The organism is Nocardia aegles, from assembly GCF_052545135.1.
In genome coordinates, this window is sequence record NZ_JBQWRI010000005.1 from 402689 (window position 1) to 428040 (window position 25352).

General features: G+C 66.9%; 27 protein-coding genes. 15 read left to right on the top strand and 12 right to left on the bottom strand.

Going from position 1 to position 25352, the window contains the following annotated elements; genetic code table 11:
- Positions 1 to 10 precede the first annotated feature (10 nt).
- Entirely contained in the window at positions 11 to 3964 is a 3954-nt protein-coding gene (locus tag ACT89H_RS17685) for a DNA-directed RNA polymerase subunit beta' (RefSeq protein WP_445109707.1), read from the top strand.
- A 184-nt stretch (positions 3965 to 4148) separates the two neighbouring features.
- On the opposite strand, the gene ACT89H_RS17690 is transcribed toward ACT89H_RS17685, so the two are convergent.
- A complete protein-coding gene (locus tag ACT89H_RS17690; protein WP_445109708.1) occupies positions 4149 to 4772 on the bottom strand; it encodes a DUF8020 domain-containing protein in 624 nt (207 codons plus the stop codon).
- A 264-nt stretch (positions 4773 to 5036) separates the two neighbouring features.
- Here ACT89H_RS17690 and ACT89H_RS17695 point away from each other — a divergent pair, with 264 nt between their 5' ends.
- Positions 5037 to 5369 (top strand): ArsR/SmtB family transcription factor, encoded by a 333-nt coding sequence (locus tag ACT89H_RS17695; protein WP_445109709.1) that lies wholly within the window; start codon positions 5037 to 5039, stop codon positions 5367 to 5369.
- Positions 5366 to 5842, top strand: coding sequence for an SRPBCC family protein (locus ACT89H_RS17700; protein WP_445109710.1), 477 nt, complete (start codon positions 5366 to 5368; stop codon positions 5840 to 5842). The genes ACT89H_RS17695 and ACT89H_RS17700 overlap by 4 nt, the downstream gene beginning before the upstream one ends.
- Positions 5843 to 5961: 119 nt before the next feature.
- On the opposite strand, the gene ACT89H_RS17705 is transcribed toward ACT89H_RS17700, so the two are convergent.
- The 6 genes from ACT89H_RS17705 to ACT89H_RS17730 all read right to left on the bottom strand — a co-directional run bounded on the left by ACT89H_RS17705 (position 5962) and on the right by ACT89H_RS17730 (position 9965).
- Positions 5962 to 6951 (bottom strand): pirin family protein, encoded by a 990-nt coding sequence (locus tag ACT89H_RS17705; RefSeq protein WP_445109711.1) that lies wholly within the window; start codon positions 6949 to 6951, stop codon positions 5962 to 5964.
- Positions 6948 to 7259, bottom strand: a complete 312-nt coding sequence (locus tag ACT89H_RS17710; protein WP_445109712.1) for a GNAT family N-acetyltransferase — start codon at positions 7257 to 7259, stop codon at positions 6948 to 6950. Before ACT89H_RS17710 ends, ACT89H_RS17705 begins: the two co-directional genes overlap by 4 nt.
- Positions 7260 to 7557: 298 nt before the next feature.
- Complete coding sequence (locus ACT89H_RS17715; RefSeq protein WP_445109713.1) at positions 7558 to 7851, bottom strand: putative quinol monooxygenase; 294 nt, start codon at positions 7849 to 7851, stop codon at positions 7558 to 7560.
- A gap of 28 nt (positions 7852 to 7879) precedes the next feature.
- Complete coding sequence (locus ACT89H_RS17720; RefSeq protein WP_445109714.1) at positions 7880 to 8890, bottom strand: aldo/keto reductase; 1011 nt, start codon at positions 8888 to 8890, stop codon at positions 7880 to 7882.
- Positions 8887 to 9345, bottom strand: a complete 459-nt coding sequence (locus ACT89H_RS17725; RefSeq protein WP_445109715.1) for a MerR family transcriptional regulator — start codon at positions 9343 to 9345, stop codon at positions 8887 to 8889. The genes ACT89H_RS17720 and ACT89H_RS17725 overlap by 4 nt, the downstream gene beginning before the upstream one ends.
- A 248-nt stretch (positions 9346 to 9593) precedes the next feature.
- Positions 9594 to 9965 carry a VOC family protein gene (locus ACT89H_RS17730; RefSeq protein ID WP_445109716.1) on the bottom strand — a complete coding sequence of 124 codons (372 nt, stop codon included), beginning with the start codon at positions 9963 to 9965 and terminating at the stop codon, positions 9594 to 9596.
- Between the two features lie 58 nt (positions 9966 to 10023).
- On the opposite strand from ACT89H_RS17730, the gene ACT89H_RS17735 reads away from it, so the two are divergent.
- A complete protein-coding gene (locus ACT89H_RS17735) occupies positions 10024 to 10227 on the top strand; it encodes a hypothetical protein (protein ID WP_355080041.1) in 204 nt (67 codons plus the stop codon).
- Between the two features lie 24 nt (positions 10228 to 10251).
- Here the strand turns inward: ACT89H_RS17735 and ACT89H_RS17740 are convergent, their stop codons facing one another.
- Positions 10252 to 10743 carry a SixA phosphatase family protein gene (locus tag ACT89H_RS17740; protein WP_445109717.1) on the bottom strand — a complete coding sequence of 164 codons (492 nt, stop codon included), beginning with the start codon at positions 10741 to 10743 and terminating at the stop codon, positions 10252 to 10254.
- Positions 10744 to 10914: 171 nt separating this feature from the next.
- Between ACT89H_RS17740 and ACT89H_RS17745 the strand changes: the two genes are divergently transcribed.
- Positions 10915 to 12585 carry an FAD-dependent oxidoreductase gene (locus ACT89H_RS17745; protein WP_445109718.1) on the top strand — a complete coding sequence of 557 codons (1671 nt, stop codon included), beginning with the start codon at positions 10915 to 10917 and terminating at the stop codon, positions 12583 to 12585.
- Positions 12586 to 12681: 96 nt separating this feature from the next.
- Here the strand turns inward: ACT89H_RS17745 and ACT89H_RS17750 are convergent, their stop codons facing one another.
- The 3 genes from ACT89H_RS17750 to ACT89H_RS17760 form a co-directional block, all read right to left on the bottom strand.
- A complete protein-coding gene (locus ACT89H_RS17750) occupies positions 12682 to 13467 on the bottom strand; it encodes an acyl-[acyl-carrier-protein] thioesterase (RefSeq protein WP_445109719.1) in 786 nt (261 codons plus the stop codon).
- Positions 13468 to 13668: 201 nt separating this feature from the next.
- Positions 13669 to 14847, bottom strand: coding sequence for a transglycosylase SLT domain-containing protein (locus ACT89H_RS17755; protein ID WP_445109720.1), 1179 nt, complete (start codon positions 14845 to 14847; stop codon positions 13669 to 13671).
- Positions 14844 to 15176 (bottom strand): type VII secretion target, encoded by a 333-nt coding sequence (locus ACT89H_RS17760; RefSeq protein WP_445109721.1) that lies wholly within the window; start codon positions 15174 to 15176, stop codon positions 14844 to 14846. The genes ACT89H_RS17755 and ACT89H_RS17760 overlap by 4 nt, the downstream gene beginning before the upstream one ends.
- A gap of 146 nt (positions 15177 to 15322) precedes the next feature.
- Here ACT89H_RS17760 and ACT89H_RS17765 point away from each other — a divergent pair, with 146 nt between their 5' ends.
- A complete protein-coding gene (locus ACT89H_RS17765) occupies positions 15323 to 16297 on the top strand; it encodes an NADPH:quinone oxidoreductase family protein (RefSeq protein WP_445109722.1) in 975 nt (324 codons plus the stop codon).
- Positions 16298 to 16336: 39 nt separating this feature from the next.
- On the opposite strand, the gene ACT89H_RS17770 is transcribed toward ACT89H_RS17765, so the two are convergent.
- Positions 16337 to 16861 (bottom strand): Lrp/AsnC family transcriptional regulator, encoded by a 525-nt coding sequence (locus ACT89H_RS17770; RefSeq protein WP_445109723.1) that lies wholly within the window; start codon positions 16859 to 16861, stop codon positions 16337 to 16339.
- A gap of 163 nt (positions 16862 to 17024) precedes the next feature.
- Here ACT89H_RS17770 and hppD point away from each other — a divergent pair, with 163 nt between their 5' ends.
- The 9 genes from hppD to ACT89H_RS17815 all read left to right on the top strand — a co-directional run bounded on the left by hppD (position 17025) and on the right by ACT89H_RS17815 (position 25275).
- Complete coding sequence (hppD, locus tag ACT89H_RS17775; RefSeq protein ID WP_445109724.1) at positions 17025 to 18227, top strand: 4-hydroxyphenylpyruvate dioxygenase; 1203 nt, start codon at positions 17025 to 17027, stop codon at positions 18225 to 18227.
- Positions 18228 to 18322: 95 nt separating this feature from the next.
- The gene (locus ACT89H_RS17780; RefSeq protein WP_445109725.1) at positions 18323 to 18850 is read left to right on the top strand and encodes a DUF3558 domain-containing protein; all 528 of its coding nucleotides are present in this window, start codon (positions 18323 to 18325) and stop codon (positions 18848 to 18850) included.
- Positions 18851 to 18860: 10 nt separating this feature from the next.
- Positions 18861 to 19412, top strand: coding sequence for a DUF3558 domain-containing protein (locus ACT89H_RS17785; protein WP_445109726.1), 552 nt, complete (start codon positions 18861 to 18863; stop codon positions 19410 to 19412).
- A gap of 342 nt (positions 19413 to 19754) precedes the next feature.
- The gene (gene rpsL, locus ACT89H_RS17790; protein WP_039801925.1) at positions 19755 to 20129 is read left to right on the top strand and encodes a 30S ribosomal protein S12; all 375 of its coding nucleotides are present in this window, start codon (positions 19755 to 19757) and stop codon (positions 20127 to 20129) included.
- A 1-nt stretch (position 20130) separates the two neighbouring features.
- Positions 20131 to 20601, top strand: a complete 471-nt coding sequence (gene rpsG, locus ACT89H_RS17795; RefSeq protein WP_014353063.1) for a 30S ribosomal protein S7 — start codon at positions 20131 to 20133, stop codon at positions 20599 to 20601.
- 136 nt (positions 20602 to 20737) lie between these two features.
- Positions 20738 to 22840, top strand: coding sequence for an elongation factor G (fusA, locus tag ACT89H_RS17800; protein WP_445109727.1), 2103 nt, complete (start codon positions 20738 to 20740; stop codon positions 22838 to 22840).
- A gap of 100 nt (positions 22841 to 22940) precedes the next feature.
- Entirely contained in the window at positions 22941 to 24131 is a 1191-nt protein-coding gene (tuf, locus tag ACT89H_RS17805; RefSeq protein WP_067809956.1) for an elongation factor Tu, read from the top strand.
- 356 nt (positions 24132 to 24487) lie between these two features.
- Positions 24488 to 24856 (top strand): roadblock/LC7 domain-containing protein, encoded by a 369-nt coding sequence (locus ACT89H_RS17810; protein ID WP_445109728.1) that lies wholly within the window; start codon positions 24488 to 24490, stop codon positions 24854 to 24856.
- Positions 24853 to 25275 carry a roadblock/LC7 domain-containing protein gene (locus ACT89H_RS17815; protein ID WP_445109729.1) on the top strand — a complete coding sequence of 141 codons (423 nt, stop codon included), beginning with the start codon at positions 24853 to 24855 and terminating at the stop codon, positions 25273 to 25275. The genes ACT89H_RS17810 and ACT89H_RS17815 overlap by 4 nt, the downstream gene beginning before the upstream one ends.
- Positions 25276 to 25352 lie beyond the last annotated feature (77 nt).

Genomic DNA, 25352 nt, shown 5'->3' on the forward strand with positions numbered 1-25352 from the left:
AGGAAGTTACGTGCTAGACGTCAACTTCTTCGATGAACTTCGGATCGGCCTCGCCACCGCCGACGACATCCGTCAGTGGTCCTACGGCGAGGTGAAGAAGCCGGAGACCATCAACTACCGCACGCTGAAGCCGGAGAAGGACGGCCTGTTCTGCGAGAAGATCTTCGGTCCCACCCGGGACTGGGAGTGCTACTGCGGAAAGTACAAGCGCGTCCGCTTCAAGGGCATCATCTGTGAGCGCTGTGGCGTCGAGGTGACTCGCGCCAAGGTGCGCCGCGAGCGCATGGGCCACATCGAACTGGCCGCTCCGGTCACCCACATCTGGTACTTCAAGGGCGTGCCCTCGCGCCTGGGCTACCTGCTCGACCTGGCGCCGAAGGATCTGGAGAAGATCATCTACTTCGCCGCCTACGTCATCGTGGCGGTGGACGAGGAGCTGCGGCACAACGAGCTGTCCACGCTCGAGGCCGAGATGGAGGTCGAGAAGAAGGCGGTCGCCGACCAGCGCGACGCCGACCTCGAGGCCCGCGCCCAGAAGCTCGAGGCCGACCTGGCCGAGCTGGAGGCCGAAGGCGCCAAGTCCGATGTCCGCCGCAAGGTCAAGGACGGCGGCGAGCGTGAGATGCGCCAGCTCCGCGACCGTGCCCAGCGCGAGCTGGACCGGCTGGAGGAGATCTGGAACACCTTCACCAAGCTGGCCCCCAAGCAGCTCATCGTCGACGAGGTGCTCTACCGCGAGCTGGTCGACCGCTACGGCGAGTACTTCACCGGCGCGATGGGCGCAGAGTCCATCCAGAAGCTGATGCAGAGCTTCGACATCGAGGCCGAGGCCGAGTCGCTGCGCGAGACCATCCGCACCGGCAAGGGGCAGAAGAAGCTGCGCGCGCTCAAGCGGCTCAAGGTCGTCGCGGCGTTCCAGGCCAACGGCAACTCGCCGATGGGCATGGTGCTCGACGCGGTTCCGGTGATCCCGCCGGAGCTGCGCCCGATGGTTCAGCTCGACGGTGGCCGCTTCGCCACCTCCGACCTGAACGACCTGTACCGTCGCGTGATCAACCGCAACAACCGCCTCAAGCGACTGATCGACCTCGGCGCGCCCGAGATCATCGTCAACAACGAGAAGCGGATGCTGCAGGAGTCGGTCGACGCCCTGTTCGACAACGGCCGCCGCGGTCGTCCGGTCACCGGACCGGGCAACCGTCCGCTCAAGTCGCTGTCCGATCTGCTCAAGGGCAAGCAGGGCCGCTTCCGCCAGAACCTGCTCGGTAAGCGCGTCGACTACTCGGGCCGCTCGGTGATCGTCGTCGGTCCGCAGCTGAAGCTGCACCAGTGCGGTCTGCCGAAGCTGATGGCGCTGGAGCTGTTCAAGCCGTTCGTGATGAAGCGCCTGGTCGATCTGAACCACGCGCAGAACATCAAGTCGGCCAAGCGAATGGTGGAGCGGCAGCGGCCGCAGGTGTGGGACGTCCTCGAAGAGGTCATCGCCGAACACCCGGTGCTGCTCAACCGCGCGCCCACCCTGCACCGCCTCGGTATCCAGGCCTTCGAGCCGCAGCTGGTGGAAGGCAAGGCCATCCAGCTGCACCCGCTGGTCTGTGAGGCGTTCAACGCCGACTTCGACGGTGACCAGATGGCCGTGCACCTGCCGCTGTCGGCGGAGGCGCAGGCCGAGGCGCGCGTGCTGATGCTGTCGTCGAACAACATCCTGTCGCCCGCCTCGGGCCGCCCGCTGGCCATGCCGCGTCTGGACATGGTGACCGGCCTGTACTACCTGACCCGTCTGGAAGAGGGCGCGAAGGGCTCCTACCAGCCGGCCACCCAGGACGGTCCGGAACAGGGCGTGTACTCCTCGCCCGCCGAGGCACAGATGGCGGTGGACCGCGGTGAACTCACCGTGCGGTCGCTGATCAAGGTCCGGCTGACCGATCAGCGTCCGCCGAAGGACATCGAAGCGCGGCTGTTCCCGGAGGGCTGGCGTCGCGGCGACGCGTGGACCATCGAGACCACGCTGGGCCGGGTGCTGTTCAACGAGTTGCTGCCCGTGGACTACGCGTTCATCAACGAGCAGATGCCGAAGAAGCGTCAGGCGACGATCATCAACGATCTCGCCGAGCGTTACCCGATGATCGTGGTCGCGCAGACCGTCGACAAGCTCAAGGACGCCGGCTTCCACTGGGCCACGCGTTCCGGTGTGACGGTCTCCATGTCCGACGTGCTCGTGCCGCCGGAGAAGGCCGAGATCATGGAGCGCTACGAGGCGCAGTCGGATCAGATCGAGAAGAAGTACCAGCGTGGTGCGCTCGATCACCAGGAGCGCAATAACGCCCTGGTCAAGATCTGGCAGGAGGCGACCGAGGAGGTCGGTAAGGCGCTGCGCGCGCACTACCCGGCCGACAACCCGATCATCACGATCGTCGACTCGGGCGCCACGGGTAACTTCACCCAGACCCGTACCCTCGCCGGTATGAAGGGCCTGGTGACGAACCCGAAGGGTGAGTTCATCCCGCGGCCGATCAAGTCCTCCTTCCGTGAGGGCCTGACGGTTCTGGAGTACTTCATCAACACCCACGGCGCTCGTAAGGGTCTGGCCGACACCGCGCTGCGCACCGCCGACTCGGGTTACCTGACCCGTCGTCTGGTGGACGTCTCGCAGGACGTGATCGTGCGCGAGCACGACTGCGGCACCGAGCGCGGCATCGTGGTGCCGATCGCGGAGAAGCAGCTCGACGGCTCGATCATCCGCGACGCGCACGTGGAGACCTCCACCTACGCACGCACGCTCGCGGCCGACGCGGTCGACGCGCAGGGCAACGTCATCGTGGCGAAGGGCGCCGACCTCGGCGACCCGGCGCTGGAGGCGCTGCTGGAGGCGGGCATCACCGAGGTCAAGGTCCGCTCCGTGCTGACCTGCACCACCGGCACCGGCGTGTGCGCGACCTGCTACGGCCGCTCGATGGCGACCGGCAAGCTGGTCGACATCGGTGAGGCCGTCGGTATCGTCGCCGCGCAGTCCATCGGTGAGCCCGGTACCCAGCTGACCATGCGCACCTTCCACCAGGGTGGTGTCGCGGGTGACGACATCACCGGCGGTCTGCCCCGGGTGCAGGAGCTGTTCGAGGCGCGCGTGCCGAAGGGCAAGGCGCCCATCGCCGAGGTCTCCGGTCGCGTGCGGCTGGAGGACGACGATCGCTTCTACAAGATCACCATCATCCCGGATGACGGTGGCGAAGAGGTTGTCTACGACAAGCTCTCGAAGCGGCAGCGTCTGCGTGTGTTCAAGCACGACGACGGCACCGAGCGCCTGCTCTCCGACGGTGACCACGTCGAGGTCGGCCAGCAGCTGCTGGAAGGCGCGGCGGATCCGCACGAGGTGCTGCGCGTGATGGGCCCCCGGCAGGTTCAGGTCCACCTGGTCCACGAGGTCCAGGAGGTCTACCGCTCGCAGGGTGTGTCGATCCACGACAAGCACATCGAGGTCATCGTGCGTCAGATGCTGCGTCGCGTGACGATCATCGATTCGGGTTCGACGGAGTTCCTGCCCGGCTCGCTCACCGAGCGCGCCGAGTTCGAAGCCGCGAACCGTCGCGTGGTCGCCGAGGGCGGCGAACCCGCGTCGGGCCGCCCGGTGTTGATGGGTATCACCAAGGCGTCGCTGGCCACCGACTCGTGGCTGTCGGCGGCGTCCTTCCAGGAGACCACCCGAGTTCTGACGGACGCGGCGATCAACTGCCGCTCCGACAAGCTCATCGGCCTCAAGGAGAACGTGATCATCGGTAAGTTGATCCCGGCCGGTACCGGTATCAACCGCTACCGCAACATCCAGGTGCAGCCGACCGAGGAAGCCCGTGCCGCCGCGTACGCGGTGCCGTCCTACGACGACAGCTACTACAGCCCGGAGGGCTTCGGTGCCCCCACCGGTGCCGCGGTTCCGCTGGACGACTACGGCTTCAGCGACTACCGCTGATCCGTCAGCCGTAAGGCATCCGGCCCCCGCTCCGATCTGGAGCGGGGGCCGGACTCGTTCGCGGGTGGTGAACAAGCGGGTAGCGAAGCCGGTAAGGCGAAACTGCCGTTCGAACTCGAAGTGCGCCCAAGGCTTCCGCCCAGCGCTCGCGTCGGCGGGTGCCGATGACCGGCGACCGGCTCGATCAGGGCGCGGTGACGTACTCGAGCGCCGCGTCGACGGCGGGCTGTCCACCACCGATGACGTACCCGGCCATCGCGCCGATCGCCGCGCCCGTGACCGCGGCGATGGGGACGGTGATGAAGTCGATCACGAACAGGCCGAGCGGGAATCCGACGATGAAGCCGATGGCGGCGCCGATGCCTGCGCCCGCCAGTATGGTCGGCATGACCTTCTCGGCCTCGGCGTAGAACCGCTCCTGGGCGCCGACGTCGCGCAGCGGCGCGTCGGTCATGGCGATCGGCGCGACGGTCAGGCGATGGCCCTCGTCCTCGAGTACGGGCCGCAGCGCTACCCGCCGGTCCCCGATGCGCAGCGTCATCGGCAGCGCGGCGACGATCTGGCCGGCGCGATCGGCGACCGTCACCACCCGGTCGTCGTGGGTCAGCTTGAATGTTCCGTCCTGAAGGGTCGCCACCGCGGCACGGCGATCTTCGCCTGCGGTGACGTCGTAGGCGACCTGGTGGAACGTGCCGTGCAGGTCGAGCGGCGCGTCGGCGGGCGCAGGCTGCGCGTGCGCGGCGCTCGTGGTGAGTGCGGTGGCCGCCAACGCAACCAGAGTCGTCGCGGTGAAATGGGAGATCCTCATCGTGCTCTTTCCGTGTCCCGCCCGTGTCCGGTTCGTCCGGACAAGATACCGCCTGCCGGGCTCGATCAGAAGGGTTGCGCGAGGAGTTCATCAGCGAGTGCGGCGGCGAAAGTCGCTGTCGCGCTTCGCCTCGGTGGATGCGGAGGGTTTGCCAGGTGGCTGCGATCCCGGCGCCGCGATGGTGTGAGTTCTCGGTCGAGTCGGTGATCCAGGCGGGGCGATTCCCTCTTGACGGCCGCACGTTTCCGCGCGACACTGAACTAGATGGTTCAGTATGACTTCTTGGATGCCTCCTTCGGGGCGCTCGCGGATCCCACCCGGCGTGGCATCCTCGAACGTCTCGGCAGCGGGCCCGCGACCGTCAGCGAACTGGCGGAGCGCTTCGAGATGACGCTCACCGGCATCAAGAAGCACATCCAGTTGCTGGAGGCGGCGGGCATGGTGGTCACGGAGAAGCGCGGCCGGGTGCGGTACTGCCGCCTCGGCGACAACGTCTTCGACCGCGAAGTGGCCTGGATGCAGGGCTACCGGCGGATGGTGGAAGCGCGGCTGGACCGTCTCGGCGAATTCCTCGGACGAACGGAGCAGCAGCGATGAGCACAACCACGAACGACGCCGTCATCACGGCCGACACCGACCGCGCGATCCATATCGAGCGGATCTTCGACGCACCGCGCGAGCGGGTGTGGGCCGCCTACAGCAGGATCGAACAGCTCGCCCAGTGGTGGGGTCGCGGCAACCGGCTCGACATCGAGCGCTGGGAGTTTCGCGCCGGAGGCCATTGGCGTTTCGTCGAGCACGCCGACGGGGAAACCCACGGCTTCGAGGGCCGCTTCCGGGAGATCACCCCGCAGGAGCGCATCGTGTACTCCTTCGAGTGGGACGGCATGCCCGCCCACGTGGCGATCGACAGCGTCAGCTTCGTCGATCTCGGCGGCGGCCGCACCAAGGTGGTCACCGACAGCCAGTTCCACACGCCCCAGGAGCGCGACGGAATGCTGGAGTCCGGCATGGAATCCGGGCTCAACGAGAGCTACCGCGCACTGGACGCGCTGCTCGCCCGCAGCTGAGCCCGTGCGCTTCGGCTCCGGTCGCGGGAGCGGAGCCGAAGCGCGCTCGGGCTCTGGATCGCAATGCCGTGGCGCCGGCAGAGCTTGCACGGCGGAGCCGGGTGAGCCGGCGATTCGATTCAGTCCCGGGCCGGGCCGATCCGGCGCTTGCGCGGCTTCAGGTGCAGTCCGGGCAGCGGCGGCGCGGGTATGCGCTGCTGCGGAGTGTGGCCCGCGATGTCGGCGAATCGCGTGACATCGTGATTCTCCCAATCGGCGCGGGCGGCGACGATGTCCTCGTGACCGCGGCCGACGAAGTTCCACCACATCACCAGCTCCTCGCCGAACGGCTCCCCGCCGATCAAGGCGAAGTGCGCGCCGCCGGAACTGGTGAGCCGGAGTTCGTCGCGTTCGGTGCCCACATACAGCAGCGGTCCGGGAGCGAGTTCGTTTCCCGCGACGGTCAGCTCGCCCTCGATCACCAGCACAGCGTGCTCGAATCGAGGGTCGAGCGGCAGTGCGACATCGGCTCCGGGCTCGAGCCGCACGTCGGCGCCGACGATGGGCGTGTAGGCGATGGCGGGCGAGGTTTGTCCGGCCAGTGATCCGATCAGCACGATCGCCCGCAGGCCGGGCGTCTCGACGACCGGCAGTTCCCGGTGCTGCTCGAAATGCGGGGCGATGCCGGTGTGGTCGCCCGGCAGCGCGATCCACAGCTGCAAGCCGTGCCCGGCCGGAGCACCGGGCACGACGTACTCGGAATGAGCGATGCCGCGCCCTGAGGTCATCAGGTTCAGCTGACCGGGTTCGATCTCCACATCCGACCCGACCGAGTCGCGATGCCGGATACGTCCTTCGAACGGCCAGGTCACCGTTTGCAGGCCGATGTGTGGATGCGGATCGATGTCCGGCGGCGCATCGGTCTTGGTGACCGTCGGCGAACCGAAGTGGTCCAGGAAGCACCACGCGCCGACGGTAGGCAGATCGCGTTGCGGCAGGACGCGTTCGACGTACACGCCGCGCACGCCGCCGAGCGGCACCTCGCGGGCCGGATACCGCTCCGCGACTGGGCCGGGGCCCGGCGCGGGCTCACACAGCGTCTCGGCCGGGCGCGGATCCAGATCGCTCACCGATCGACGCCCTTGCCGATCACGTGCTTGTCGTAGTCGGCGTGCTTGTCCAGGTACGCCTTGATGAACGGGCACACCGGACGGATCACCCGCCCCCGCGCGATAACATCCTCGATCGCGCTCTTGGCCAGCACCGAGCCGAGGCCCTTCCCGGAGAACGCGCCGTCGATCTCAGTGTGGGTGAACACCGTTTCGTCGTCACGTTCCTCGTAGTCGGCGAAGCCGGCCATCTCGCCGCCGTAGAACACTTCGTAGCGATGCCGCTCGTCATCGCGGACGACCTTGGATTCCGAAGCCGATTCGGTCATGGTTCCCTTCTCCTTCCGTGCGCGGACCGGGCGCCGACCCCGCCGCGGCGGCCCTGACTTCGCTCGCGACGCTGTTCAGCACGCGGAACGCGGGCATGTCCGCTTGTCGATCCAGACGCGATCTCGCGGTGCTTCGGGGCTCATATTCGTGCGATGCTAGCCGTCGCCGGTGAACAGCGCAGATCGCGCGACCGGACAAGCGGACTTCGGTCCGGGTGAGTGTCGTCCCGGTCCGGGAAGTCGAAGGCAGCCTGCGGTGGTCCGAGACTGCGCACAACCCCGGACCACCGCCGCGCGCTCAGCCGATCTCGGTGAACCGTCGCAGCTGGAACGGTTCGACCAGAACGTCCTGCAACGCCGTGGCCAAGGCCTTCAGGTGCGGCGTCTGGAAGTGCGCGGCCAGGGCGTCCTCGTCGGCCCACTCCTCCAGCAGCACCATCCGGCTCTCGTCGGTGGGATGCAGGTAGAGCTCGTAACGGATGCAGCCCTCCTCGGCGAGCGTCGGCTGGATCATGCCTTGCAGCAGGTCCTTCACCTCCGTCTCGCGGCCCGGCTTGGCGGTGAATCGGACGTTGAGCGTCAACGTCGACATGAGCGTCTCCTGACTTCGTGGGTGGGGGTTACTCCCGGCCCGCCGACGTGAAAGACATGTCCGCGTACCGGGTGCCGATGACCTGACTTGCGATCGGCTCCAGCGTCGCCAGCTCGTCGGCGGTGAGCGAGATGGCCGCGGCGGCCACGTTGTCGGCGAGCCGGGTGCGGCTGCGGGTGCCGGGAATCGGGACCACCGCGAGGTCGTGCACACCGGCCTGGGCGTGCACCCAGGCCAGCGCGACCTGCGCCAGGGTGATGCCGCGTGCCTCGGCGATGGCCCGCAGCGGGCCGAGCAACTCGGCGTTGCGCACCGCGTTCTCGCCGGTGAAACGCGGCATCGTGGACCGGAAATCGCTCGTGTCCACGGTGCCGGTGAACGACCCGGTCAGCAAGCCGCGACCCAGCGGCGAGTACGGCACGAAGGTCACACCCAGCTCCGCCGCCGCCGGCACCACGGTGCGCTCGACGTCGCGGGAGAACAGCGACCATTCCGACTGCACGGCTGCGATCGGGTGCACCGCGTGCGCCGCTCGCAGTTCGGAACCCGTCACCTCGGACAGGCCGAGAGCGCGGACCTTGCCTTCGCGCACCAGTTCCGCCATCGCGCCGACCGTGTCCTCGATCGGCACGGCGGGGTCTTTGCGGTGCATGTAGTACAGGTCGATGGTGTCCACCCGCAGCCTGCGCAGGCTGCCCTCCACCGCGGCGCCGATGTAGGCGGGGGAGTTGTCGAAGCCCCGGTAGGCCGGGTCATCGGCCTTGCGGACGATTCCGAACTTGGTGGCGATCACCAGCCGGTCGCGCTCGGCGCCGACGAAATCGCTGAGGAATTCCTCGTTGTGCCCGGAGCCGTACACATCGGCCGTGTCGAACAGGGTGACGCCCAGTTCCAGCGCCCGATCCAGCGTCGCCCTGGATTCGGCGAGATCGCTGGGCCCGTAGAACTCGCTCATGCCCATACAGCCCAGACCCTGCGCCCCCACCTCGATGCCGCTGGTTCCCAGGGTGGCGGTGGGCAGACTGTCCGTGCTTGTCATAGCTTGATCCCTTCACTGTCGTGCGCGGTGACCACGGCCGGCCGGTCCACGTCGAGTTGGCCCTCGTACAGGGCGATCTTGTAGTCCAGCACGGCCAGGGTCTGACGAAGTTCATCGATCTTGGCGAGTACCTCGGCACGGGTGTCCCGGAACATCTCCAGCCGTTGCGGGAGCGTGGCGTCTCCCGTCCGCACGAGCTCGGCGTAGCGAACCATGTCCGCCACCGACATGCCGGTCGTGCGCAGCCGCCGGATCAGCGCCAGCCATTCCAGATCCCGGTCGCTGAACCGGCGCTTGCCGGAGTGGTCGCGGCCGATGTAGTCCATCAGTCCGATCCGCTCGTACCAGCGCAACGTATCGCGGCTCAGGCCCGAACGCTCGGACACCTCGCCGATCGAATACCGCGGCAGCTGCCAGTCGTCGCTCGCGGTCACCGGAGACGCGGTTTCGCTCATGACCGGGTCTCGCTGACGCGGTTCACTCGCTGACGCTCGTTCACTGCACTCGCCCTTCTCTTGAACACTGACGACGCTAATCACCTGGAGTGTGCTCCAAGCAAGACCGATTCTCCGTGTCTCTCGGCCGTCGCGGTCTCCGCGGGACCGGTGCCCCGCCACCCGCGAGCAACCAGCGCTGCCGATCGAAGTGGAGCTCGACGTCGGCGTGGTAGGGCACGTGCTCCGGGCGGATCGACGCGTGCCGGTCAGCCGCTGTAGTCGGGCAGTTGTTGGACGGCCCATTTGTTGCCGTCCGGATCGGCGAAGAAGGTGAACAGACCCCAGCCGAGATCTTCGACGGGTGTGGCGTCCACGCCGGCGGCGATCAACTGCCGGTAGGCGTCCTCCGCGCTGGCGACCACCATCTGCATGCCCCGCACGCTGCCCGGCGCCGCGTCGGTGATGCCCTCACCGAGACAGATCGAGCAGCCGGACCCGGGCGGAGTCAGCTGGACGAAGCGCAGGTTCTCGTTCACCCGGTAGTCGTGGTCGGCGTTGAAGCCGATCTTGGTGTAGAAATTCTTGGCGCGGTCGACATCGGTTACCGGGATGGCGACGAGCTCGATTTTCCAATCCATTGGGCGAGCATTCCACCGGGCACCGACAAACTCCCCGTTTCCGGCCTACCCTGGGCACATGCCTGGAAAGGACATCGACCGGATCAGGGCCCGTTCGGCCTGGGCGACGGTCAAGGAGAGCCCGGTGATCACTGCGATAGCGGTCGCGCCGTTCGCGCTCGCGCTCGGCGTGGTGTGGTGGTTGTTCGGCGGACTCGCCGCGTTCGCGCTGCTGCTCGTGCTCGGTGCGGTCGTCGTGGTCGGCGGCAGATTACTGCGCTGACCGCGCGTGGCGAATCGCGTGCGGTCAGCGCGGGATGTGGAATTGCACCAGCTCGCCGGTACCCGGATCGACGTCGGTCCAATCGCGGTCGAAACGCAGTACCGCCAGCGCTGAAGTCGGGAACTTCCGGCTGAGGTCGACCGCCGGGGCGCTGTCGCGATTGCTCGCCAGCTCCCACGCCGTCCACGGCATGCCCGGCGCGTGACCGATCACCAGCAGTGTCGTCACGTCGTCGGCGCTGAGGCGGACGAGTTCGATGAGCGTTTCCGGCGTCGCCCCGTAGATCCCGGGCTCGAAGACGACCGGCGCCGCTACGCCGGTGGCCGACAGCGTCTGCCTGGTTCGCGTGGCGGTGGAGCAGCGCACGGCATCGATCGGCGGCTGGGTCGCGCGCAACCACTCGCCCGCGAGTCCGGCCTCGCGCCTGCCCCGCGGCGCCAGCGGTCGCTCGTGATCGTCGACGCCGTCCGGGTAGGCCGACTTGCCGTGCCGCATCAGGATCAGAGTCCGCGCCATGGAGATACGGTAAGCCCCTCTGGGCGAGAGGTCTCGACCACACTCGAGGCAAACTGAAAGCGGCACCACATGACGAGCTGCCGGGAGCGACCCTCGCGGCGGACGCCTTATCTGTCCACCACAACCCCTGGGTGGCCACAGCCCACGTACTTCTTCGAGGATCAGCACAATATGGCCTACGTAATCACGCAGCGCTGTTGCAACGACGCCAGCTGCGTCTCCGAGTGCCCGGTCGACTGCATCCGTCCCACCCCGGACCAGCCGGAGTTCGCGACGACCGAGATGCTCTACATCGACCCCGACACCTGTATCGACTGCGGCGCCTGTGTCGACGCGTGTCCGGTGGAGGCCATCTTCTCCGAGGACGACCTGACCGCTTCGCTGGCGCGATTCCGCGACATCAACGCGGCCTATTTCCAACGGCATCCGCTGGAATCGAACTTCGATCCGATCGTCACGCCCTCGCGTCCGCCGAAGGAGCTGGGCACCCTGCGCGTCGCGATCGTCGGCGCCGGGCCCGCCGCCTGCTACGCGGCCGACGAACTGCTGCGCAGGGCCGACGTGGAAGTCGAGATGTTCGACCGGCTGCCCACCCCGTGGGGTCTGGTGCGGGCGGGTGTCGCGCCCGACCATCCCGGCACCAAGACGATCTCGGGCATGTTCGAGTCCGCGTTTCGCCGCGAGACGCTGCAGTACTACTTGAATGTCGAAGTGGGCACGCACATCTCGCACGAGGAACTGCTGCGCCACCACCACGCCGTGATCTACGCGGTCGGCGCCGCGAGCGATCGCAGGATGGGCGTCCCGGGCGAAGACCTGCCGGGCAGCCACTCCGCCACCGAATTCGTCGCCTGGTACAACGGTCATCCCGACTACGCCGACCGGACCTTCGACCTGTCCGGCGAGCGTGCGGTGATCGTCGGCAACGGCAACGTCGCCTTGGACGTCGCGCGCGTGCTGACCGTCGATCCGGATGAACTCGCCAAGACCGACATCGCCGATCACGCGCTGGATGCTCTGCGGCGAAGCACTATCCGCGAGGTCGTCGTGCTCGGCAGGCGCGGCCCGCTGCAAGCGGCCTACACCTCGCCGGAGTTCCTCGCGCTCGCGCATCTGAAGGGCGTGGACGTCGTCGTGGACGAGACCGATCTGGAACTCGACCACGCCGGCCGGGCGATCGTGGACGACCCGGAGATCGAGCCGTCGTTGGCGTTGAAATACACCCTGGCCAAGGAGTACGCGGGTGGTCGCAGGGCCGAGGGCAACCGGCGGATCGTGTTCCGCTATCTGACCTCGCCCACCGCGCTCACCGGCACCGATCGGGTGGAGTCCGTCGAGATCGTGCACAACGAGTTGTTCGAAGAAGACGGTCAGCTCGTGGCGCGGCCGACCGACCGCACCGAGAGCATCGAGACCTCGCTGGTGCTGCGCTCCATCGGCTACCGCGGCGAGCGGATCGGCGAGCTGCCGTTCGACGAGCGGCGCGGCGTCGTGCCGAACGAGCACGGCCGGGTCGTCGGCGACGACGGGACGCTGCTGAGCGGCGTGTACGTCAGCGGATGGATCAAGCGGGGACCACGCGGCGTCATCGGTTCCAACCGGACCGACGCCGAGGAGACGGTGGAGCTGCTGCTCGCCGACTTCACCGCGGGCAAACTCGCCGCGCCGCAGGCCGACCGCGCCGCGCTGAAGGCGCTGCTCGCCGAGCGTCAGGCCGACTTGGTGGACCGGGCGGGCTGGCGCGCGATCGACCAGGCGGAAAAGTCCGCGGGCAAGTCCGCAGGCCGCCCGCGGGTCAAGTTCACCACCCGCGAAGACCTGCTCAAAGCCGCCCGCGACTGACGATGCCGGACTGACAACTCACCGGGTACGCCCAAAAACGAGCGGCACCCCACGCAGGACCTGAACGCGAATCCCGCGTCACCTGACTGGTACGGCCTAAATACCCGGAGAGGCGGGAAGGGGCATGATGCGGACCACCGTCGTGGTGGTCCCGCCGACCACGAACCACAGCCGCAGCACCGGCTGGCCGGTCCGGTCCCCGGGTTCGTACCGGCTGCGCACGCTGACGTGCTGGCGTGCCAGCACCGGCGCCACATATTCGATCACCGCGCGATGCGGACCCGCGAGCAACTTGGGATATTCGACCAGGAATTGTTCCACCGCTTGCCAGTAGCAGGCGTTGTTGACGTGGTTGTACTGGTCGATATCGGTGGCGCGCACCGGGAACGGTAAATCGGTGTCCGACTCCGGTGGGGTGGCGTCGGTCAGGTAGGGCCGCCACCGCAAGCGCTGCTCGCTGGAAGTGCGGGCGAGGTAGGCGAGGCCCTCGTCGCTGATCCGCGCGGGCATGCCGGTGGACTCGCTGATATTGATCCAGAAGCCCTCGGTCTCGATCAGCCCGCCGTTGCCGCTGGTGATCCGCACGCGCATGTTGGTCCACCGGGTGGACATCGCCGAGCACCATCGCAGCAGCCGCACCTCATCCGGCCACAGGATGGGCCGGATCACGTCGATCACCGTGCGCCGGACGATCCAGTTCGGGTCGGTCCGGTGGAAGAACGTCGAATGCAGGTTTTCCCAGGCGATATCTTGCAGGTAGCGGGCGACGGCGTCGAACCGCAACCGGTTGTAGGGATCCACATCGCCAGCCCGGACGGGCCACGCCGAAGCAAAGCCCATGCCCTCCTGGGGAAGCGGGGCGAGTGGCTGATCGAGTGACACTTGTGCTCCTCGCGCTGCACGGTGTGCCGCGTTTTCTTCGTGCGGTGCTGTTGTGACGACTTTACGGGGCATACATCACACCCTCGCGTCGGAGCCGTCCCTACCTCCTTAATAGTCCGTCTGCCGGGATATGGGCCAGCAAAAATGGGGTCTTGCGTGGCTGGGCGGCCGGACGGGCACTGGGTCGTGGCCGTGAGCGGGTCAGTAACCCTGGTACGCGCCGCCCGAGTTCACGGCGGCGACACCGGGGACGTTGCCGAGCGAACCGTAGCGGTCGATCGAGTACCGCACGCCGGCGATGATGTTGTCCACCGGGTTCCAGATGTCGTCGTGGCCGGGAGCCTTGTAGGCGTCGAACGTGCTGTCGATGGTCTGCATCAGACCCTTCGACGGATGCCCGGCTACCCAGTTGCTGTCCCAGCGGTTCTCCGCGTACGGATTGCCCGCGGACTCGTGCTCGATGATCAGGGCGATGGCCCGCTCGTCGATCTCCGCCGGGTCGTATCCCATGGCGATGAGCTTCTGCTTCGCCTCGGCGATCCATTGCGCGACCTCACCGGTCGGCATGGGGCCGGTCGGCGCGGACGAACTCGGGCCGCCGTGGTACGGCGTGTCCGAGGAGATGCCCGGTGTTCCCGAATTGTGGTTGCCCGGTGTTCCCGAATTGTGGTTGCCCGGTGTTCCCGAATTGTGGTGCCCGGACGTCAGCTGGCTCGATTGGTGCGACGAAGGTGCGGCGACCGGGGTCCCCGACGCGGCGACCGGTGCGGTGGCCGCGGGCGTGGTGGGGACCGTGGGCACGCCGGAACCGGGCTCACCGAGCCCGGCGAACGCCGCATCCAACTTCCCGACCGCGCCCTCGACCTGCGTCTTCGCTTGATTCGCCACATCGTTTGCGGTCTTCAAGGCGTTGGTCAGCTCCCACGTCCGCGAGGCCGCCTGTAGTGCCTCCTCGAACACGAGCCCCTCGACATCGGCCTTGTCCGCGTGCGAGCGCAGATAGTCGATGCGCGTCTTGGCGTCCACGGTGCCGTTGGGTGCGACATCGAACGGCGGCGTCTGGTTCAGTGCGTCGTCGCGCAGCCTCAGTACCTTGGCTCTCGCTTCGGTGAGGTTCTGCACCTGGGTGGTGAACGCCGTCTTCAGCTCCAGCAGGGCGGCGCTCACCGCGGAGGCGCGGATCTTCTCGGTCTGCATCCGGGCGCTCGCGGCGTCGCCCGCGGAGCCGGACCACTGCTTCGCGTCGGCGAGTGCTTTCGTGTCGTCGGCGCCCTTGCCGACCGCGGTGTCCAGGCCCTGCGACATCCGTTCGGCCAGCGCGCCCGCCGCGGAAAGCTGCTCCGGCTGCCAGTTCTCGACGTCTGGAATGGTCAGTGTCATGGCACCTGGAGTCCTATGGTGCGGAGCTTCGCCGCGAAGTCTTCCTCGGCCAGCTCGTACTTGCCCGCCGCGTTGTGCAGATTGTCGGCGATGGTGGTGAGCCGCGATCCGATCCGCTCCAAGCAGCGGTGTGCGGCGTCGTTCGCACGCTGGGCCGCCGCGCCGAAGTCGGTGCCGGGTAGCGCCCCGACGACGGCGCCGAAACTCTCGCCGCCGCCGAGGTCGGCGACGGAGGTGGCCTCCGTGCGCAGCGTCTGCGCGAACGAGCGCAGCGCCGCCGGATCGACTTGCATCGTCGTCGCAGGTTGTGACTGGTTTTGCTCGACCATGAATCCCCCTTCCCTCCCTGACCGTGAGGTCGCGGCCAGCATAGCAAAATCGGGCGTCCGCACGGGCATCGTCGGACGGCGCCGGTTATGTTGTCGGTGTGGCGTCGGCGCCGACCAGGCCGGCGCGAGGACAGAGAGGTCGGCACATGCGCGCAGCCCAGGTCAGCAAGCTGGAGGGGCCGGAGGCGATCCAGATCGTGGACATCCCGGAGCCGGCGGCGTTCCCGGGCAGGGTCGTGATCGATGTCCACGCGGCCGGCGTGGCCTTTCCGGACGTGCTGATGACGCGCGGCCGGTACCAGATGAAGCCGGAATTGCCGTTCGTCGTCGGCGGCGAGGTCGCGGGCATCGTCCGGGAAGCTCCCGAGGACGCGCACGTGCGACCGGGTGACCGGGTGCTCGCGCTGACCATGCTCGGCAACGCGATGGCCGAGACCGCCGTCGTGCCCGCGCAGATGGTGTTCCGCCTTCCCGACGACGTCTCGCTCGAGGCCGGCGCCGGCATCCTGTTCAACGACCTGACCGTGCACTTCTGCCTGCGTACCCGGGGCAGGCTGGCGCACGGGGAGACGGTGCTGGTGCACGGCGCCGCGGGCGGTATCGGCACCTCCACGCTGCGCATGGCGGCCGCGCTCGGGGCCGGCCGGGTGATCGCCGTGGTGAGCACCGAGGCGAAGGCCGAGGTCGCGCGCGCCAACGGGGCCACCGATGTGGTACTGACCGATGGCTGGCCGGCGGCGGTGCAGGAGCTGACCGGCGGCCGCGGCGTCGACATCGTGCTCGACCCGGTCGGCGGCGACCGTTTCACCGACAGCATTCGGTCGCTCGCGTCGGCCGGCCGGTTGCTGGTCGTCGGCTTCACCGCCGGGGAGATCCCGACTGTCAAGGTCAACCGGCTGCTGCTGAAGAACGTCGAGGTGACCGGCGCGGCGTGGGGCGAATGGGTGTTGTCGCATCCGGGCTATCTGCAGGAGCAGTGGGCCGAGGTGGAACCGCTGCTGGCCTCCGGGAAAATCGCGCCGCCGGATCCGGTGCTGTACCCGCTGGACAAGGCCGCGGAGGCGGTCGCCTCGCTGGACAACCGGACGGCCACCGGCAAGGTCGTGGTCACGCTGCGCTGACGCATTCGGCCTGTCGCGGCGTGCAGCTGACCAGGCCGGTTACGACTCGCGGGCAGGTCGGTAGGCGGGCGCTTTGGTGGTCCCGGTCGGGCTCACCGTGCGCAGCAGTGGCAGCGCCCGGCGTGCCACCACGGTGGACAGCACGATCACGCTGTGCGAGCGCACCACCGAGGAGGTCCGGTCGATGCTCAGCAGGACGGCTTGCAACCCCGCGTGCGAGTCGGCCCCGATCCGGCACAGCACGTCGCCGGTACCGGTGGTCGCGTAGGCCTCCAGGACGCCGGGGATGGCGTCGAGTTCGGCGGTCACCGCATCCAGCGCACCCTGGGCTATCTCCAGCGTGACGAAGGCCTGCACATCGAAACCCGCCGCGGTGACGTCGATCTGCGGGTCGTAGGAGGCGATCACACCGGACTCCTCCATGCGCGCGATCCGGGACTGCACGGTGGCCCTGGCCACTCTGGTCCGGCGGGACAGTTCGAGAATGCCCGCTTTCTGGTACTCGTGCATCGCGGTCAGGATGGCGAGATCGAGTTCGTCGAGCTTCGCCGATGTGCGCGCCATGACGGCCTCCGTTCGCAACACGCGGGCCGAGCTTGCTGCCCGGCCCGCTCATGCTATTCAAATTGTCCAGCATGGCCCGGTACTTCCTAGCCGAATTCGCCACACTGACTATCGGGAATCGGCGCTGTTGCCTACCCGGCGGAACCGGCGATTTCCTTGGAACATGACCATCGAGCACCTCCAGGACACCCGGTCCGGCGCCGTTCCCAGCGACGGCGAGCTGCGCACGCTCGTGGGGCTGGTGGACCATGACAACAGCGGTGACCCGTTTCCGGTCATCGGGTGGGACGCTCTGGTCTGGGTGGTGGGCAACGCCACCCAGACCGCGCACTTCCTGGAATCCGCCTTCGGCATGCGGTTGGAGGCCTATTCCGGTCCGGAGACCGGCAATCGCGACCACAAGGCGTTCGTCCTGCGCAGCGGCGCGGCGCGTTTCGTGATCACCGGAGCGGTGGACCCGGACAGCCCGCTGGTCGCCCACCACGATCGGCACGGCGACGGCGTGGTCGACATCGCCCTGGAAGTCCCTGACGTCGACCGCTGCGTGGCCTGGGCGCGCGGCCACGGCGCCACCGTCCTGGTCGAACCGCACGACGAGACCGACGACTTCGGCACGGTCCGCTCGGCCGCGCTGGCCACCTATGGCGATACCAGGCACACCCTGGTCGACCGTTCCGGCTACTACGGGCCCTACCTGCCCGGCTATATCGCTCGGCGCTCCGACTACCAGCGGCGCGACGGCGCGCCCACGCGCTTGTTCCAGGCGATCGACCACGTCGTGGGCAACGTCGAACTGGGGCGGATGGACGAGTGGGTCGAGTTCTATCGGCGCGTCATGGGCTTCACCAACATGGCCGAGTTCGTCGGCGACGACATCGCCACCGAGTACTCGGCGCTGATGAGCAAGGTCGTCGCCAACGGCAACCATCGGGTGAAGTTCCCGCTCAACGAGCCCGCCGTCGGCAAGAAGCGCTCGCAGATCGATGAGTACCTGGAGTTCTACCGTGGCCCGGGCGTCCAGCACATCGCGCTCGCCACCGGCGACATCCTCGGTTGCGTGGACGCCTTGCGCCGGGAGGGTGTCGAGTTCCTGGAGACGCCGGCGGCCTACTACGAGGACCCCGAATTGCGCGCCCGGATCGGCCGGGTCCGCGTCCCGGTCGACGAACTCCAGCGCCGCGGCGTCCTGGTCGACCGCGACGAGGACGGCTACCTGTTGCAGATCTTCACCAGACCGCTCACCGACCGTCCCACGGTCTTCTTCGAACTCATCGAACGCCACGGCTCCCTCGGCTTCGGCAAGGGCAACTTCAAAGCGCTGTTCGAGGCGATCGAGCGCGAACAGCAAGCTCGCGGCAATTTGTAATCGAAGCTCGGCGCAGCGGCGGCTGTCGCTCGCCGCGGCGCCGGGCCGGGTTCGTCGGACGGTCCGTCCGGCGCGTAATCGGTAGAGTTCCTCCCATGCGGATCAAGTCGGCGGTCGTGACCGCGACAGCCTTGGTGCTCGCACTGGCGGGTTGCGGTTCGGGCGGGGACTCCGAGGACCCCGGCCCGTCGCGTCCGGCACCCAAAGTGGTGGCGTTGGGGCCGTTCGTCGGGGAGTGTGGGCACGTGACCGACGACGAGGTGCGCACCCTCGGCGGTCTCGGCCGGATCTCCGGGGCGTTCCGCAATTCCGTCGGCTGCAACTGGCAGTCGGCTGGAATCGGTTCGCCCAGTATAACTTTCGCTTCCTATCGAGGCAGTCCGATCGAGCGTGAGCGGGCGTGGGTGACCGTGAACGGGCGAGCCCCCGATCCGATAAAGATCGGTGGACGCGAGGGGTTCGCCGCCTTGGATCCGAATGGTCAGATCTGCGATCTGGCGGTGCAACTCGGTGACGATTTCTTCGAGTGGTCGACGAACATCGGACAATTCGGCACGGTCTCCGGCAATCCGTGCGACCGCAGCCGCGCTCTCGCCGAGCTGACTCTGCAGCGGATGCAGTGAGGGAGAGGGCATGAACGTGCGACGAGTCCTGCGCGGGCGTGGCGCTGTGGCCGTGGTGGCGGTGGCGCTGTCAGTGGGTGGCTGTGGTCAAGTGGTACCCGGTTCGCCACAGCCGGTGGGCGGAAGCCAGCCGGTCAACACCAGGCTGGACAAGTTGCTGCGCGAATGCCAGATTCTGTCCGAAGACCAGATCGGCAAGGCCATCGGCGAGGGCGTCACGGTCAGCGAGTCGTTCTTCGGCGCGGTGTGCATGTGGGACCTGCTCGGCGCGCCCGGCGGCAACGGGATGGCCACGCTCAACTGGTACGAGAACGGGACGCTCAGCAACGAGAAGCAGACGAACAACAAACTCGGCTACGAGACCACCAACATCACCATCCAGAGTTCGCTGGCGTTGCAGATCCGCAGGCCGAAGGACCCGGACTCCTGCGGTACGACGGCGAGCGCGCCGGACAACGGCGTGATCGGCTGGTGGATCAACTACCGCCCCGGCTCGGCGCACCCCGATCCGTGCGACGCGGCGAAGAAGCTGATGGAACTGACCCTGAACCTGGCCAGGTAGACGATCGTCGAACCGACCCGCTTTGACCCTGTGTCCCGGCCACGGGTATCGTGGATCGCTGTGCCCGGAAGCATGCGGGCAAGTTCGTGCGTGACCGTAGGCCAGCGAGAGCGGCCGACGCCTCCAGCGTGCCCGGAATCTGGGCTCCGCGCCGCGCGCGACACGCCCGACCTCGGGACGCGAGAAACGTGGCCGGACGTGCGAGTGAAAGCTCGATGACAGCGGTGTGAACGACGGGCCCGGAAGCGGAAGCTTGCCTCCACGAAGGGCCCCGGGAGCGCCGCGAACTCAAAACAGACATGAAGTCCACACACCGCGTCAACTAATAAGGAAAGCCGGTCTATGCCAACCATCAACCAGCTGGTCCGCAAGGGTCGCCGCGACAAGGTCGCCAAGACGAAGACCGCGGCCCTGAAAGGGAGCCCGCAGCGTCGTGGCGTGTGCACCCGCGTGTACACCACGACCCCGAAGAAGCCGAACTCCGCGCTGCGTAAGGTCGCGCGTGTTCGCCTGACCAGCTCGGTCGAGGTCACGGCCTACATCCCGGGCGAGGGGCACAACCTGCAGGAGCACTCGATGGTGCTCGTGCGCGGCGGTCGTGTGAAGGACCTCCCCGGTGTTCGTTACAAGATCATTCGCGGCTCGCTCGACACCCAGGGTGTGAAGAACCGCAAGCAGGCCCGCAGCCGCTACGGCGCCAAGAAGGAGAAGAGCTGATATGCCACGCAAGGGCCCCGCACCCAAGCGTCCGCTGATCAACGACCCGGTCTACGGTTCGCCGCTGGTCACTCAGCTGGTCAACAAGATCCTGCTGGACGGCAAGAAGTCCACCGCCGAGCGCATCGTCTACGGTGCGCTGGAGCAGGCGCGGGAGAAGACCGGCACCGACCCGGTCGTCACCCTCAAGCGCGCGCTGGACAATGTGAAGCCGTCGCTGGAGGTGAAGCCCCGCCGTGTCGGTGGCGCCACCTACCAGGTCCCGGTCGAGGTCCGTCCGGGCCGCGCCAACACCCTGGCCCTGCGCTGGCTGGTCAACTTCTCGCGGGCGCGCCGAGAGAAGACCATGGTCGAGCGCCTGGCCAACGAACTGCTCGACGCCAGCAACGGCCTCGGCGCCTCGGTCAAGCGCCGCGAGGACACCCACAAGATGGCCGAGTCCAACCGGGCCTTCGCGCACTACCGCTGGTGACGTCTGCCCGGCCCGTCGTCTGGGTCGGGAGGCACAGCCGGAGGCGGCACTCACCGGCCGCTTCCGGCGTTGACATAGAGGCGACCACAGGGTCGTCCCCGATAATCCCAACTAGCTACGAGCGGGGAAGATTTCCGTGGCACAGGACGTGCTCACCGACCTGAACAAGGTCCGCAACATCGGCATCATGGCCCACATCGATGCGGGCAAGACGACCACAACTGAACGCATCCTCTTCTACACCGGCATCACGTACAAGATCGGTGAGGTCCACGACGGCGCCGCCACGATGGACTGGATGGAGCAGGAGCAGGAGCGTGGTATCACCATCACCTCCGCGGCTACCACATGCTTCTGGAAAGACAACCAGATCAACATCATCGACACCCCCGGGCACGTCGACTTCACCGTGGAGGTGGAGCGGTCGCTGCGCGTGCTCGACGGCGCCGTCGCGGTGTTCGACGGCAAGGAGGGCGTCGAGCCGCAGTCCGAGCAGGTGTGGCGTCAGGCGGACAAGTACGACGTGCCGCGAATCTGCTTCGTCAACAAGATGGACAAGCTCGGTGCGGACTTCTACTTCACCGTGCAGACCATCAAGGACCGCCTCGGCGCCAAGCCGCTGGTCATCCAGTTGCCGATCGGCGCGGAGGACACCTTCGAAGGCATCGTCGACCTGGTCGAGAACAACGCCAAGGTCTGGCGTGGCGAGACCAAGCTCGGTGAGCAGTACGAGGTCGTCGAGATCCCGGACGACCTGAAGGAGCGGGCCGAGCAGTACCGCCAGGAACTGCTGGAGACCGTCGCCGAGTCGGACGAGGCGCTGCTGGAGAAGTTCTTCGGCGGCGAAGAGCTGACCGTCGAGGAGATCAAGGGCGCCATCCGCAAGCTCACGGTGACCTCCGAGCTCTACCCGGTGCTGTGTGGCTCGGCGTTCAAGAACAAGGGTGTCCAGCCCATGCTGGACGCGGTCATCGACTACCTGCCCTCCCCGCTCGACGTGGAGGCCACCACCGGCCACGTGCCCGGCAAGGAAGACCAGCTGCTCAGCCGCAAGCCGAGCGCCGACGAGCCGTTCGCGGCGCTGGCGTTCAAGATCGCGGTGCACCCGTTCTTCGGCAAGCTGACCTACGTCCGCGTGTACTCCGGCAAGGTCGACTCCGGCGCCCAGGTCATCAACTCGACCAAGGGCAAGAAGGAGCGTCTGGGCAAGCTGTTCCAGATGCACTCCAACAAGGAGAACCCGGTCGGCGCGGCCTCGGCCGGTCACATCTACGCGGTCATCGGCCTCAAGGACACCACCACCGGTGACACCCTGTGCGATCCGCAGAACCAGATCGTGCTCGAGTCCATGACCTTCCCGGACCCGGTCATCGAGGTTTCCATCGAGCCGAAGACCAAGTCCGACCAGGAGAAGCTGGGCACCGCGATCCAGCGTCTTTCCGAAGAGGACCCGACCTTCTCTGTCAAGCTCGACCAGGAGACCGGCCAGACCGTCATCGGCGGTATGGGCGAGCTGCACCTCGACATCCTGGTCGACCGCATGAAGCGCGAGTTCAAGGTCGAGGCGAACGTCGGTAAGCCGCAGGTGGCCTACCGCGAGACGATCACCAAGCCGGTCGAGAAGCTCGAGTTCACGCACAAGAAGCAGACCGGTGGTTCCGGCCAGTTCGCGAAGGTGATCATCGCGCTGGAGCCGTTCGTCGGCGAGGACGGCGCGCACTACGAGTTCGAGAACAAGGTCACCGGTGGCCGCGTGCCGAAGGAGTACATCCCTTCGGTGGATGCCGGTGCCCAGGACGCCATGCAGTACGGTGTGCTCGCCGGCTACCCGCTGGTGAACCTGAAGGTCACGCTGCTCGACGGCGCCTACCACGACGTCGACTCGTCGGAAATGGCGTTCAAGATCGCGGGCGCGCAAGCGCTCAAGGAAGCGGCCCGCAAGGCCGGTCCGGTGATCCTCGAGCCGATGATGGCGGTCGAGGTCACGACGCCCGAGGACTACATGGGCGATGTGATCGGCGACCTGAACTCCCGCCGTGGTCAGATCCAGGCCATGGAGGAACGCAGTGGTGCCCGTGTCGTCAAGGCGCTGGTTCCGCTCTCGGAGATGTTCGGTTACATCGGTGACCTGCGGTCGAAGACCCAGGGCCGGGCGAACTACTCCATGGTGTTCGACTCGTACGCGGAGGTTCCGGCCAACGTGTCGAAGGAGATCATCGCCAAGGCGACCGGCGAGTAAATCGCTCCCGGGCGTTTGTAAACCCTTTCCCCGTTGTCCGCGGGGATGACCCCCGCACTGCTGCAATTGCACGCACCAACAAGTCCAGGAGGACAAAGAAGTGGCGAAGGCGAAGTTCGAGCGGACGAAGCCGCACGTCAACATCGGCACCATCGGTCACGTCGACCACGGCAAGACCACGCTGACCGCAGCGATCACCAAGGTGCTGGCTGACAAGTACCCGGATCTGAACGAGAGCTTCGCGTTCGATCAGATCGACAAGGCGCCGGAGGAGAAGGCTCGTGGTATCACGATCAACATCTCCCACGTCGAGTACCAGACCGAGAAGCGCCACTACGCGCACGTCGACGCCCCGGGTCACGCCGACTACATCAAGAACATGATCACCGGTGCGGCGCAGATGGACGGCGCCATCCTCGTGGTCGCCGCCACCGACGGCCCGATGCCGCAGACCCGTGAGCACGTGCTGCTCGCCCGTCAGGTCGGCGTGCCCTACATCCTGGTCGCGCTGAACAAGGCCGACATGGTCGACGACGAGGAGATCCTCGAGCTCGTCGAGATGGAGGTCCGTGAGCTGCTGGCCTCGCAGGAGTTCGACGAGGACGCGCCGGTCGTGCGGGTCTCCGGTCTGAAGGCGCTCGAGGGCGACCCGAAGTGGGCGGAGTCGGTGCTGGAGCTGATGGCCGCGGTCGACGAGTCGATCCCGGACCCGGTTCGCGAGACCGACAAGCCGTTCCTGATGCCGATCGAGGACGTCTTCACCATCACCGGTCGTGGCACCGTGGTCACCGGTCGTGTCGAGCGTGGCGTGATCAACGTGAACGAGGAAGTCGAGATCGTCGGCATCCGCGAGAAGACCACCAAGACCACCGTCACCGGTGTCGAGATGTTCCGCAAGCTGCTGGACCAGGGCCAGGCGGGCGACAACGTCGGTCTGCTGGTTCGTGGTCTGAAGCGTGAGGACGTGGAGCGCGGCCAGGTCGTCGTGAAGCCGGGCACCACCACCCCGCACACCGAGTTCGAGGGCCAGGCGTACATCCTGTCGAAGGACGAGGGTGGCCGCCACACCCCGTTCTTCAACAACTACCGTCCGCAGTTCTACTTCCGTACGACTGACGTGACGGGCGTTGTGACCCTGCCCGAGGGCACCGAGATGGTCATGCCCGGTGACAACACCGAGATGTCGGTCAAGCTGATCCAGCCGGTCGCCATGGACGAGGGTCTGCGCTTCGCGATCCGCGAGGGTGGCCGCACCGTCGGCGCCGGTCGCGTCACGAAGATCATCAAGTGATTCGCTGAATCGCCGAGAACGGCGCCGCTCCTTCGGGAGCGGCGCCGTTTCTGTTTTCCGGGCCGGACCTACAGTCATCTGAGCAGAGGTCCCAGCTACCGCGCTTCTCGCCCGAATTGCCAACTCTGCCTTTCATTCTCTAGCACTGGCTACGTGCTCGTTGCTTTGTTACGCTCTCACTGCCCTTCCGGCGACAGACCAGTCTGTACCGTTGGTGTGGCGCATGGTTTGTCGGAATTCTCTGTCTCGCGCTGTCACAGCGAGGCCATCTCGCGCGATGAGGCGGAACTGTCAATGGGTATCCCCAGCCGTGGAGGCAGCGGCCTCTGGTGTGTAGGGCTGCCTGGGAGTCTTTGATGAAGCTTGATGACGCGTTGCGCGATGGTATGAGCGTGGACGGCGCGATCGGTATCGCCCTGGTCGATTTTCGAACTGGCATGTTGCTGGCCAAGCAGGGGGGGAGTTCTCTTTTCGACCTCGAACTGGCCGGTGCGTTGAACACCGAAGTATTGCGCGCGAAGCAACGCGCGATCGAGGGCCTGCAGCTCAACGACGCGGTAGAAGACATCTTGGTGACGCTCGGAGCGCAATTCCACATCATCATGCCGCTCAAAAAGATCAACGACGCCGAGTTCTTCCTGTACCTGGTACTCGACAGGTCGCGAGCAAACCTGGCGCTGGCTCGTCACCAACTTCGTCGCATTGAGCAAGTTGTCGCCGTATGAGCGGTGGCTCCCAACGCCACGACGTCGTCCTGCAAGATCCGATCCTCGTCGGAGCCCTGCTACAACGGGCCTGCGACGAGATCGGCGACGTGCAGCATGCTGTCATCACCAGCCGTGATGGGCTGGTTGTCGCGGCGAACAAGGAATCCGGGGGCAGCGACGACGGCGCTGACACCATCGCCATGCGAAGCTCGGCCATGGCGGCAGCGGCAGCGGGCATCGGAGATCACTTCGCGAGGCTGGTCTCGCAAGGCAAACTGCAGTCCGCGACATTCGAAGCCGACGACGGCTGCGTCGGTGTATTCCCGCTGAGCACCGCACTGTTGCTGATCGTGATCAGCCAACCGGCGGTCACTTTAGGGAGATTCAGCGCGGCAGCGAAGAAAGTACTGGCAGTTCTCCAGTCACCTCAGGAATGATCGGCGATCCGCCAATTGTGCGGGCTGACGCGTATCGCCGGGGTGCAGCTTCGGCGATACGGGTCGGCAAACCGTTT